Genomic DNA, 11,939 nt, shown 5'->3' with positions numbered 1-11,939 from the left:
TTTGCAAGCTACAGATGTGTTCTACTGCGTTGCCTACTGATAGTACGGCACAGTCGCGTCTGGGATCGTACGCTCCACTCCACCAGCAAGGAGGCAGCCCACTACGCTCCGGCCGGATGAGTTCGAACGGAGTGCCTGATGCCCTGGTGCGGGTGGAGGATGTGGTCATGCACTATCCCGTCCGCATGGAGGGAGCGCTCGGCCGTCGGCGGTGGCTGCGGGCTGTGGACGGGGTGAGCTTCTCCATAGCGGAGGGGGAGGCCTTGGGCCTGGTGGGGGAGTCCGGCTGCGGGAAGTCGACCATCGCCAAGCTGATCCTGCGCCTGCTCGCGCCGACCAGTGGACGGATCGCCTTCATGGGCCGGGACATCACAGAACTGGGCCGCCGGGAGATGCGCCCGCTACGGCGCAACATGCAGATCGTGTTCCAAGACCCGTTCGCCTCCCTCAATCCGGGCATGAAGGTGGGAGACATAGTGGCGGAGCCGCTGCTGATCCACGAAGGGCGCCGACCGGACGCGGCGCGAGTCGTCGAACTGCTCGACTTGGTGGGGTTGGATCCCGGCGACGTCAGGAAGTTTCCGCACGAGTTCTCGGGGGGTCAGCGGCAGCGTATAAGCATCGCGCGGGCGCTGGCGCTGCGGCCCAAGCTGCTGGTCCTCGACGAGCCCGTCTCGGCGCTGGACATGTCCATCCAGGCCCAGATAATCAACCTGCTGATCGAACTGAAGAACGAACTCGGACTGGCTTACCTGTTCATCGCCCATGACCTGTCGGTGGTGAGACATGTCTGCGAGAGGGTGGCGGTCATGTACCTGGGGAGGATCGTCGAGCGGGGGCACCGTGACGAAGTATTCTCCCGGCCCTCCCATCCTTACACGCAGGCGCTCGTGTCGGCGGTTCCGGTGCCCGAACCGGTGTCCCGCGAAGAGCGCAGCCGCATCCTGCTGTCCGGAGAAGTGCCGAGCCCGATAGAACCACCCTCGGCCTGCCGCTTCCGCACCCGTTGCTGGAAGGCGCAGGACCTGTGTGCAACCGAGACACCCCGCCTCGAGCAGCGGCTGGCCGGCAGCGGCCACACCGCCTGCCACTTTCCCGAGCAGATCGTCGTTCCGGGCGCCGCGCAGTGATCCGCCTGGGAACCGAGCATCTCGAGGTCGGAGTGGACGAGAGCAGGGGGGCGGAGATCGTCCGGCTGGGTCGTCCCGGAGGCGTCAACCGCCTGGCATGGATCGACTCGGACTGGCCGCTGCGAGCCGGCGCCGGCGGCGCCTACCACTCAGCCGACCTCGACTGGCTGTCAGAGCACCGGGGTGGATGGCAGGAGATGTTCCCGAATGCCGGGGCCGGGTGCACCTTCGACGGGATTCCCCATCCGGTGCATGGTGAGGTCTCCGTGGCCCCGTGGCAGGTCGTCGATCGCGCCGGCGAACACGATCTGACGCTGCGTTGCCACACCCACACCCCTCTGGTGCTGACACGGAGGATGCGGCTGGACCCGGAGTGCCCACGCCTCGAAATCGAAGAGGTGATCCACAACCCGTCGGATCTCGCCTTCGCCTACGCCTGGGGACATCACCCGGCCTTCGCGGCGCCGCCCGGTACCCGCCTGGAGTTGGGAGCGGCCCGGTACCGGGGCGAGGCCGGTCTCGCCACTCCCGAGGCCGATCTGGGGCCCGACTGCGGAGGCGACTGGCCGTGGGCCGAGGGCCGGGACGGAACCCGCATCGACCTGAGCCTGATGCCCGATCATCCCGCGGAGCGGGTCCTGTACATCACCGAGCCGGAGGAGACCGAGGCTCACCTCCTGCGACCCGATACAGGGGACCGCCTCACGCTGAAGTGGTGCGCCGATGCATTCCCGTACGCGTGGGTCTGGATCAACCGGGGCGCCACCCGGTTTCCCTGGTTCGGAAGGCTGAACTCGATAGCGGTGGAGCCGGTCAACGTGTGGCCGGCCGACGGCCTCTCCGCCGCGGTGGACAGGGGTCAGGCGCCCGTACTCCCCGGCGGCGAGTCTCGCCGGGGATGGTTGGTAGTGTCGCTGTCGGACGACCGATAGGACGCTGTATGGGGTACCAGGTTGAGGTTTACAGCGCCGGGCTGGACCATCCGGAGTGTGTGGCCGTCGCTCCCGACGGCCGGATCTGGGCCGGTGGAGAGGCCGGCCAGATCTACGTCATCGACCCCGAATCCCGGCAACCGGACGTGATCTGCCAGATCGAGGCGATGGCGGCGGGCCTGGCCTTCGACCGCAACGGCTACTGCTACGTGTGCAGCCAGGACAACACCGTGGTCAGGGTCTCGCCCGGCGGCGAGTGGGAGGTCTTCTGCTCGTCGGTGGGGGGCCGGGCCCTGCGCGCACCCAACTTCCCGGCGTTCGGTCCGGACGGGAGCCTCTATGTATCCGGCTCCGGCGACTACCCGGGTCCGACCGGGGAGATCTACCGCATCGACCCCGACGGTACTGGCGAGGTGTTCCACTCGGGCCCGTTCCACTATGCCAACGGGCTGGCCATCGACAACTCCGCCGAGTACCTGTACGTCGCGCAGACCGCGACCGACGACGTGGTGAGGGTTCCCCTGGACGGGTCCGGCGGTCCACCCGAGCAGGTGTGCTCGCCGGGCGCTCTCCTCCCGATGCCCGACGGCCTCGCCTTCGACGCGGAGCAGAACCTGTACGTGTCGTCGTTCGGGGCGAGCGCGTTGGAGCGCATCCGGCCGGACGGAACCGTCGAGTTGGTGGTCAGGGACGAGCGGGGGCTGACCATCAACCGGGTCACCAATTGCGCTTTCGGCGGACCGCGGCTTGAGCACCTATACCTCGCCAACCTGGGAGGATGGCACATCTCGGTGATAACGCCCGACTTCCCAGGCCAGCCACTGTTCGCATAGGAGGCACGAACGGCTCCACTCCTGCAGCAGTCCGGCTAGGGGCTTTGCTTTCCCGTCTAGTATCGGCTCGCTAGTCCGCACCCGGAGAAGGAGCCCCGCCCGTGACACACGTTCCCGTAACCCACATCACCTCGGACGCCGAACGCGCCCGACGATACGCCGCCCTCAGAGAAGCGATGGCCGGGGCGGGCATGGATGCATTCGTCATCTGCAGCCGTGGTGACGAGTTCGTAAGGGGACGCGTCCAGTACGTGAGTGACATCTTCCAGTGGGCGGGCCGCGGTTTCGTGGTCCTGCCGATGGAGGGCGAGGCGACCTTCGTCACCGATCCATTGTGGGGCACGGGCTACGCCATGCAGGGCAGGTGGCTCAACGACTTCCGCCAGCCAGACGATGCCGGCACCGAGATCGGAGTGGTCCTCTCCGACCATGGGCTGTCCGGGGGCACGATCGGGATCGTGGGCCTGGCCGACATCACATCCGTGGCCGACTACAACAGCATGCGGGCTGCGCTTCCCGACGCCGACCTGGTGGATGCCACCGACCTCTTCGACGACGTACGGTCCATCAAGAGCCAGGAGGAGATCGACTCCACGATCGAAACCGGGAACATCATGCGCCGGGTCTTCCGGGCTCTGGAGGCGGAGTTGCGTCCCGGAGTCCAGGAAGTGGACGTTCTGTCCGAGGCCCACCGACTCGCCCGCCAACTGGGCTGCATGGAGGGAATCGCCCTGATGGGACGGGCCCCCTTCGCCTGTTTCGGCCCCGGGACCAGGGGGGTGATCGAGAAGGACGACATCATCGTGATCGACCTCGAGTGGGGCGGCCCGCTCGGCTACTGGGTGGAGGTCCGCCGGGTGTACAGCTTCAAGCCGCCGACCGCAGAGCAGCAGGCCTTCTGGGAGATGCGGGTCGAGAGCTTCGAGGCCTGCGTCCAGGCCATGAAGGCCGGGGAGTCCTCCGAGACGGTCCTCGACGCCCGCGACCGGGTGTACGACGCCTACGGGTACTCGGCGATGGGCGCCAACTCCTACACCGCCCATGGAATCGGGATCGACTCGCTGGAGCCGCCCTGGGTACCGGGCAAGGAACGGATCATGGAGGAGAACATGATGATCAACCTGCATCCGGCCATCGGTTTCGAGGATCCCGAAGTGGGAGCGGCACTGGGCGGCATCAGCATCGCCGACAACGTGCTGGTAGGACCCGATGGGGGAACCCGCATGGTCGACCAGAGCGACGAGTGGATCGTACTCTAGCCGGTCGCTAGCAACTACCAACTAGCAACTACCAACTAGGAGAGGTGATGAGAGTATTGGTGACAGGAGCAGCGGGGTTCTTCGGGAGGGCTTTGGTTCGTGCTTTTGCCCGGGGAGGCGACCACGTGATTGCGGCGGACATACTGCCGCCCGATCAGTTCGCCCCCCGTTCGGACACGCCCGGCGACCGCCTCGAGTACGTGGTGCTGGACGTCGGCGACCCGGACGCCTGGTCGAACGAGGTCACCGGACCGGTCGACGGGATCGTCCACGCCGCGGCGCTGACGCCCAGCATCCAGGAGGCCAAGGAGGATCCCTCCAGCCTGGTCCGGGTCAACCTCATCGGGACTCTCAACGCGCTGGAGTTCGCCCGCAAGGAGAACCTCGGCAAGTTCCTGTTCGTCTCCTCCGCCGGCGTGTACAACCAGTTCGAGGAGGAGGTACTCACCGAAGCCGACGCTGATGGCGGGTTCTCTCTCTACGGCTCGGCCAAGCTGGCGGCCGAGATCATGGTGTTCAGGTATGCCGACATGTTCGGGTTCGACGCCGGCGCGATCCGCCCCACCTCGATGTACGGCCCGGCCGAGGAGTTCCGCAACACCCGGCCGTTCGTCACCCAGGCCAAGCAGCTGGCCGACGCCGCCATGGACGGGGTGCCCGTCAAGGTGATCGGCATGGACGACCGCTGCGACTGGGTGTTCGTCGACGATGTGGCCGAAGGAGCCCACCGCTTCTATTCGGGAGATATGGACCGCCGCTCGTTCGCCTTCTCGTCGGGAAATCCGATCCCGTTCAGGGACGTGCTGGACGCGGCGGTGGCTTCCTTCGGGGTGGTGGTGGACGACGGCGCCGAGATGCTGATCGACGCCACCCCCGACCGCGCCACCACCATCTCCTGCGACAAGGCGCGCTCCGAACTCGGCTGGAACCCGATCGGGATCGCCGAGGGTATGCAACGCTATGCCGATCTGGGCGGCTGAGTTGCATCCGGACGTACCACCCGTGACGACATCTACCGATCAGAAATCCCCACACATGGAGTCCCTATGAGCCAAAGCAAGCTGAGAGCCGCGCTGGCCGAGCGCACCCTGCGCATCCGCGGCGGGCACGAGTCGCCCTACTTCCAGATCATGCGGAAGGTCCAGGGCCGCGACGACATCATCCGCCTGGTTAGGGGAGAGCCGGACATCCCGACGCCCTCCCACATCGTCGAGGCCGCCAAGCGTTGCCTCGACACCGGCCACATCGGCTACACGCCGCCCGGTGGGATGATCGAGCTGCGGGAGGCCATCTCCCGCAAGTTCAAGCAGGACAACAACCTCGAGTACGACGCCGAGTCGGAGATCCTGGTCACGGCCGGAGCCCAGGAGTCCATGGCGGTGAGCTTGCAGACTCTGCTGGATCCCGGCGACGAGGTTCTCCTGGCCACACCCCACTACATGGCGTATCCGGCCAACATCACCATGGCCGGAGGGCACATCGTCTACCTGCCCACCGTCGAGGAGGAGGACTTCGAGCTGAAGCCGGAAGCCATCGAGGCGGCCATAACCGACAAGACCAAACTGCTGGTCCTGGTCACGCCCAACAACCCCACTGCCGGAGTCATCGAGGCCGAGACCTTGTCCGCCATCGCCGACATCGTGCGGGCGCACCCGGGACTGGTCGTCATTTCCGACGAGCTGTACGAGAAGGTCGTGTACGACGGTTTCGAGCACATCAGTTTCGCCACGCTGCCGGACATGTGGGAGCGGACCATCACCATCAACGGGTTCTCGAAGGCCTACAGCATGACCGGGTTCCGGGTCGGCTACATGGCCGGGCCGGCCGACTACATCCTCGCCGCCACCGAGCCCCGCCACTCGCTCAGCATCTCGACCTCCCTTCCCTCCCAGCACGCCGCCCTAGCCGCCCTGGAAGGACCGCAGGAGTTCCTGGACGAGATGATGGTGGAGTACCACCATCGCCGGGCGGTGATGCGGGCCACCTTCGACCGCCTCGGCGTCACGTACGGCGAGCCCAAGGGCGGGTTCTACTTCTTCGCCAACGTGTCGGGGTCGGGAATGGACGCGGTCTCGTTCGCGGACAAGGCGGTCGACTACGGGCTGCTGTTCTCGCCCGGCAACATCTTCGCCGAGGGCGCGGTCAAGTACATCCGCATCTCCTACCTGGCCCCCCGGGACGAACTGCACGAGGCGATGGATCGCTTCTCCCGGCTCTGGAACGACTGCCGGAGCGCCAAGTGAGCGGCCCGTCGGTAGCCCTGGTAGAGGAGTTCTCGCCCGCCCAGGTGGCGGCCCTCCTGGACGCTCTCCCCGTCGGCTCCACGGTGCTGGAGAACGCGCTCTCGTCCGGCACGATCGAACAGGCGGACTACCTGGCACTGTGGCGGCAGGGCATCGACGACGAGCAACTGGCGGCTCTTCCGTCCCTCCAGGGCGTGGTGACGCTCGACTCGGGAGGCGCCACGCCCTCCGCAGAGGTCTGCGAGGCACAGGGAATCTGGGCCGGCAAGGTCCTGTCCCCGTCGCTGATCAGCGTGGCGGAGCACGCAGTGATGATGATCCTGGCGCTCTTCAAGCGACTGCCCACCGCCCACCGCCGTCTCATGGACGGGGTGATCGTGGACGGCATGGAGCCCTTCGTGACCGACCAGGAGAACTACTCCTACAACTGGGTCGGATTGGAGATCTTCGAGGCCCTGGTCGGCAAGCGCGTAGGGTTGGTCGGCGTGGGCAAGATCGGTCGCGAGGCGGCCACGCGGCTGGCGGCGTTCGGGATGGATGTTATCTACACGAAGCGCAACCGGTTCTCGCCGGAGGAAGAGACCGAGTTGGGCATCCGCTACCTGCCGTTCGACGAGTTGCTGGCGGCTTCTCACTGCGTCTCCCTCCACAACCGGTTCACGCCGGAGACGGAGAAGATGATGGGCGCCCGGGAGTTCGCCCTGATGCCGGAGGGATCGTTCTTCGTCAATACGGCCCGGGGGCGCCTGGTTGACGAGGACGCCCTGATGGCGGCGCTACATAGCGGGCACCTGGCCGGAGCCGCGCTGGATGTCTTCTGGTGGGAGCCGATACTGCAGGACAGCCCCTTGCGCAGCACCCCCAACCTGCTGATGACCCCGCACACCGGCGGCATTCCCAGCGCCATATCGGTCGCTCAGGAACTGGCCGCGGCCGGCAGCGTCATCGCCCGGAGAACGGAGGCATGAGATGAGCGACAGGACCTTTGTCGGGATGCAGGTCGGGGGCATCAGCTTCATCGACGAAGGGATCGAGGAGACGCTCGACATCTTCCAGGAGTTAGCAGGCGTGAACGCCATCTTCATCTCCGCCCTCTCGTGGGCACGGGGCAACGCGGGACGCTCCGGGAGCAACGACTTCCCCGACCACGGCGGGCAGGAGCCCGACAACCTGCAGGGGGGCGCCTTCTTCCCGCCCGACTCCCGGTACTTCCACGGAACCAGCATCAAGGACTTCACCGCTCCCGACCCGCTATACGAGGGTTGGGACATCCTCGGAGACGTGATCCCTGCCGCCCGCGAGCGGGGTATCGAGGTGTTCCCCTACTACTGCGAGACCTCCCACAAGAACCCCAAGCCCCTCTGGCAGCCGGGGTTCGCCCAGGTGTTGGAGGTTGACCCGTGGGGCCGCAAGGCCACCCGGCCCTGCCTCTACAACCCCGACTACCGGAACTGGTGGTTCGGGGTGATCGACAACTGGCTCAACGAGTACGACCTGGCAGGCGTGCTGTGGGGGATCGAGCGGGAGGACCCGCTGTCGTCGATGATCGTCAGCGACGAGGTGCCCACCTGCTTCTGCGTCCACTGCCGGTCCGAAGCCCATCGCCGCGGGATCGACGCCGGCCGGGCCGCCGAGGGCTACCGGAAGATCCACGGCTACCTCGCCTCGGTGCGGGCGGGTTACGAGCCCAGGGACGGCAAGCTGATCACCTTCCTGCGCCACCTGTTCGAGTATCCCGAGGTGTCCCAGTGGCAGAAGCTGTGGTGGGACGGTCACAAGGACCTGTACCGGGAGATCTCCGGGCTGGTCCGGTTCTTCGGCGACGGGTACCAGGTGGGGTTCGGGATCTGGCAGATGATCAACACGTTCAACCCGCTGCTGCGGGCCGCCCACGACCCGGCCGAGTACAAGCTCTACGCCGACTGGCTCAAGCCGGTGTTCTACAACGCGCCCGGCGGCGCCCGCTTCGCGAAGTTCGTGACCAACCTGTGCAAGACCATCCTCGGCGACGCCACCCCGTCGGAGTGGACGCCCATCCTCTACAAGGTCCTCGGCCTGGACGAGGCACCGTTCGAGGACCTACCACCTGCCGGTTTCAGCCCGCAGTACGTGGCCGACTTCACCCGCCGCTACGTCGAGGCGGTCGGGCCGGAGGTGGCCGTCTACCCGGGCATAGGCCTGGGAGTGGAGACGGTCGCCCGTGACATCACCCCCGCCGACTGCGAGGCCATGGTGGAGGCCTCGTTCGAAGGCGGGGCCGGAGGCGTGATGATCTCGCGCAACTACTCGGAGTTGACCCTCCCCAACCTGGCAGCGGTGGGGACCGCCCTACGCCGCCTGGGAAAGATCTGACCCGCAACTAGAAAGGAACCCGACAGTGCGCACAATCCTCAAAGGCGGAGTCGTCGTAAACCTCGACGGCGGAGCTTCGGAACAGCAGGACCTGGTCATCGACGGCGAGCAGATCGCCTCGGTGGGAGAATCCAACGGCCAGGCCGGCGACAACGTGGTGGACGTCTCCGGCATGTACCTGCTGCCCGGTCTGGTCAACTGTCACGTCCATCTGGGATGGGACGGCACCCACGACCTGGAGATGCAGGCCTACGAGTCGCCGGCCGTCAACGCCATGAAGGCGGTCATGAACATCCACCGCACCCTCTCGGCGGGCGTCACCACCATCCGGGACCTCGGCATGAACAATGCCAACATCGACGCCAAGACCGCCATCGATAACGGCTGGGCGCCCTGGATCCGCCTGTTCCCCAACGGTCGGGCCATCTGCACCACCGGCGGACACACCTGGTGGTGCTGCCGGGAAGCCGACGGCATCTACGGGGTGCGGCAGGCCATCCGGGAGCAGTTCAAGGCCGGCGCGCAGTGGATCAAGATCATGGGCTCCCACGAGGAGGTCCAGTTCACCATGGACGAGTTGCGGGCCATGGTGGAGGAGGCCCACCAGAACGGGATGAAGGTCACTGCCCACGCCACCTTCGACGAGGCGATCTCCCGGGTGGTGGACGCCGGGGTGGACTGCGTGGAGCACGGCGGGTCGCTGACCCCTCCCACCATCGAGAAGATGGTGGAGCGGGGCGTCCCGATCGTCACCACCTTCTCGCCGCTGGTGCAGCAGGTGAAGTTCGGGCTGGACTTCGGGATGACCGTCTCCGACGTCGAGCGTCGCAAGGACCAGATGAACGACACGTCCCGCTTCGCCGGCAACGTGGCCGCCGCCCGGGCCGGGATCCCGATCGTGTTCGGCACCGACGCCGGTAGCCCGGTGGTGCCCCATTACGCCATCGCCGAGGAACTCAAGTTCATGGTCGACATCGGGGTATGCCCCGACAACCTGGACGCGCTCAACTCCATCACACGCCGGGGCATCAAGCTTCTGGGTCTCGAGGACGAACTGGGCAGCCTGGAAGCGGGCAAGACCGCCGACGTGGTAGCGGTGGGAAGCGATCCGCTGGCGTCTTTGGACGCTATGAAGGACATCAAGCGTGTCTTCGTCAGAGGGCAGATGGCGTTCTCGTCCGAAGGCGGTTACCTGCAGGTCGGCAGGGACATCGAGGGCATGGGCACCCGCTGGGGTCCCGGCGCCCAGGACAGCTATCGGCGGGCCTAGAGGACTAGTCGCTGGTTGCTGGCTGGTAGTTGCCGGTTACTGATGAACTGAGCGACCGATGCTTGATCTGAGGATCGTCGGGGGAACGGTGGTGAGCGACGGCCGCTCCTATCCCGCCGATGTTGGCGTGGAGGGGGATTTCATAACCGAGGTCTCCCCGACGGGCGGCCTGGCAGCCGCACGTCGCGAGATCGACGCCTCGGGGTTGCTGGTGATTCCCGGTGCAGTGGACGCGCACTTCCACTGCCGGGCGCCCAGCCACCCCGAGCGGGCCACCTTCGCCTCCGAGTCCCGGGCGGCGGCCTCTTCGGGAATCACGACCCTTTTTGAGATGCCCATCTCCAACCCTCCGTGCAGCACCCCGGAGGCCTTCGAGACCCGCCGTCAGTTGGGCGAGGCCGAGAGCCTGGTGGACTTCGCTCTTTACTCCGGGGCGGGCATCACCGATCCGGCTCGTGCGGAGGCGATGGCCGCCTGCGGGGCGATCGGGTTCAAGCTGTTCACCCACAATCCGCCTCCGGAACGCGTCGACGAGTTCGAGGGTCTCTGTGCCTCCGGGCCCGAGCACATCTACGACTGCCTCAAGACGGTGGGCGGTACCGGCCTGCGCTGCGCGGTCCATTCCGAGAGCCAGCAGTTCATAGAGCGGTTCCGCGACGACCCGGACCGGTTGGGCAACCCGTCCCGGCCACCTCTGGTGGAGGCAGCCGCGGTAGGGCTGGTGGCCACCATCGCCCGGGACCTCGGGATTCCCGCGCACATCGTTCACGTCACGTCGCGGCTGGCTACCGAGGAGGTCAAAGGCGCGCAGGCGGTGGGAGCGGACCTCTCGGGCGAGTCCTGTCCCCACTACCTGCTGTTCGACGAGTCCTATATCGTACGCTTCGGCAACTTCGTGAAGGTGGCGCCGCCGCTGCGGCCCGCCGAGGACGTCGCCTACCTGTGGGAGGCCCTCGCCGACGGGTCCATCTCGGTGGTGGCGTCCGACCATGCTCCGTTCACGCCTGAGGAGAAGGCAGCCGCCGACTTCGCCACCTCCGGTCAGGGGATCCCATCACTGGAGATGCTGGTCCCGACCATGGTGGACGCCGGCCTCACGGGGCGGTTCCCGCTGGAGAGAGCGGTGGAGGTGATGACCGCCAACCCGGCCAAGCTGTTCGGTATCTACCCCCGTAAGGGCACGATCTCGGTGGGATCTGAGGCCGATCTGGTGCTGGTGGACCCCGGCGTCCGAAGGGTCGTCGACTCGAAGCGGTTCCTCGCCAGATCGGGCGGAAGCGCCAGGGCCTACGACGGGATGGAACTGGCCGGCCGGGTTCTTACCACGCTGTCGCGAGGCCGGGTCGTTTTCGCCGACGGCAGGGTTGTCGGGGAGTCGGGCGGAAGGTTCGTCTCTCCCGACGGTCCCCCCGTTCATGTCAACAGCATCCAGGCCCCAACCCCCAGCGGCGGCTCCTCCCGATAGAAACCGGGCGTTTGCGGACGCTCAGGTGAGTTGACAGTCGCGGGATCGGTGACTGTCCGAGCAGCGGTAGGAGTTGCCATCTCTCGGGCGCGTCCCTACGACCGGGTGACCTTCGGTTTCGGCAAGTCACTGCCAACATCGCGGTGGCGGACCGCAACCCGGCGGGGCGGACGACCCCTGGGGTTTCCCCAAGGTCTCGGATGTTGTGGACGGAAGGGCGCTGACGCGGTCGAACGTGCGACTGGCCGTGGATCGCCCTGCGGGGGTCTAGCCGTTGAATCTGGTCGCGGTACACCGACGGAGCCGGCAAGCGCCACTCTTCGGTGAACGTGAGGGGACTCGCCGACCCTCACTATGTGGTGGGGGGGGGGGGGGTGGGGGGGGTTTTGGGTTGCGGCGTGCCGCATAACGCGGGGCCCCCCCCGAAAAAAAACACCATGGCGTCGGCCATGACC

General features: G+C 66.6%; 10 protein-coding genes. All 10 read left to right on the top strand.

What is annotated here, in order from left to right; translation table 11 throughout:
• Window positions 1–116 precede the first annotated feature (116 nt).
• The 10 genes from OXK16_13215 to OXK16_13170 all read left to right on the top strand — a co-directional run bounded on the left by OXK16_13215 (window position 117) and on the right by OXK16_13170 (window position 11,484).
• Window positions 117–1,130, top strand: a complete 1,014-nt coding sequence (locus OXK16_13215; protein MDE0376904.1) for an ABC transporter ATP-binding protein — start codon at window positions 117–119, stop codon at window positions 1,128–1,130.
• Complete coding sequence (locus OXK16_13210) at window positions 1,127–2,062, top strand: hypothetical protein (protein MDE0376903.1); 936 nt, start codon at window positions 1,127–1,129, stop codon at window positions 2,060–2,062. The genes OXK16_13215 and OXK16_13210 overlap by 4 nt, the downstream gene beginning before the upstream one ends.
• An 8-nt stretch (window positions 2,063–2,070) precedes the next feature.
• Complete coding sequence (locus OXK16_13205; protein ID MDE0376902.1) at window positions 2,071–2,895, top strand: SMP-30/gluconolactonase/LRE family protein; 825 nt, start codon at window positions 2,071–2,073, stop codon at window positions 2,893–2,895.
• A gap of 101 nt (window positions 2,896–2,996) precedes the next feature.
• Window positions 2,997–4,154, top strand: a complete 1,158-nt coding sequence (locus OXK16_13200) for a M24 family metallopeptidase (GenBank protein MDE0376901.1) — start codon at window positions 2,997–2,999, stop codon at window positions 4,152–4,154.
• Window positions 4,155–4,201: 47 nt separating this feature from the next.
• Complete coding sequence (locus OXK16_13195) at window positions 4,202–5,134, top strand: NAD(P)-dependent oxidoreductase (GenBank protein MDE0376900.1); 933 nt, start codon at window positions 4,202–4,204, stop codon at window positions 5,132–5,134.
• Window positions 5,135–5,200: 66 nt separating this feature from the next.
• Window positions 5,201–6,397, top strand: a complete 1,197-nt coding sequence (locus OXK16_13190) for a pyridoxal phosphate-dependent aminotransferase (protein ID MDE0376899.1) — start codon at window positions 5,201–5,203, stop codon at window positions 6,395–6,397.
• Window positions 6,394–7,365, top strand: coding sequence for a hydroxyacid dehydrogenase (locus OXK16_13185; GenBank protein ID MDE0376898.1), 972 nt, complete (start codon window positions 6,394–6,396; stop codon window positions 7,363–7,365). Before OXK16_13190 ends, OXK16_13185 begins: the two co-directional genes overlap by 4 nt.
• A gap of 1 nt (window position 7,366) precedes the next feature.
• Window positions 7,367–8,749, top strand: a complete 1,383-nt coding sequence (locus OXK16_13180; protein ID MDE0376897.1) for a hypothetical protein — start codon at window positions 7,367–7,369, stop codon at window positions 8,747–8,749.
• Window positions 8,750–8,774: 25 nt separating this feature from the next.
• Complete coding sequence (locus tag OXK16_13175) at window positions 8,775–10,019, top strand: amidohydrolase family protein (GenBank protein MDE0376896.1); 1,245 nt, start codon at window positions 8,775–8,777, stop codon at window positions 10,017–10,019.
• Between the two features lie 58 nt (window positions 10,020–10,077).
• Window positions 10,078–11,484, top strand: a complete 1,407-nt coding sequence (locus OXK16_13170; GenBank protein MDE0376895.1) for a dihydroorotase family protein — start codon at window positions 10,078–10,080, stop codon at window positions 11,482–11,484.
• Window positions 11,485–11,939: the final 455 nt, after the last annotated feature.

This window comes from bacterium (assembly GCA_028821235.1).
In the GTDB taxonomy this organism is placed as follows: domain Bacteria; phylum Actinomycetota; class Acidimicrobiia; order Spongiisociales; family Spongiisociaceae; genus Spongiisocius.
Note: the sequence above shows the minus strand (reverse complement) of the source record. Positions and strands in the feature narration are given on the sequence as shown.

Coding starts and splice junctions, on each gene's coding strand:
- OXK16_13215 (MDE0376904.1), top strand. CDS start 117: ATGAGTTCGAACGGAGTGCCTGATGCCCTGGTGCGGGTGGAGGATGTG.
- OXK16_13205 (MDE0376902.1), top strand. CDS start 2,071: ATGGGGTACCAGGTTGAGGTTTACAGCGCCGGGCTGGACCATCCGGAG.
- OXK16_13195 (MDE0376900.1), top strand. CDS start 4,202: ATGAGAGTATTGGTGACAGGAGCAGCGGGGTTCTTCGGGAGGGCTTTG.
- OXK16_13190 (MDE0376899.1), top strand. CDS start 5,201: ATGAGCCAAAGCAAGCTGAGAGCCGCGCTGGCCGAGCGCACCCTGCGC.
- OXK16_13180 (MDE0376897.1), top strand. CDS start 7,367: ATGAGCGACAGGACCTTTGTCGGGATGCAGGTCGGGGGCATCAGCTTC.
- OXK16_13170 (MDE0376895.1), top strand. CDS start 10,078: ATGCTTGATCTGAGGATCGTCGGGGGAACGGTGGTGAGCGACGGCCGC.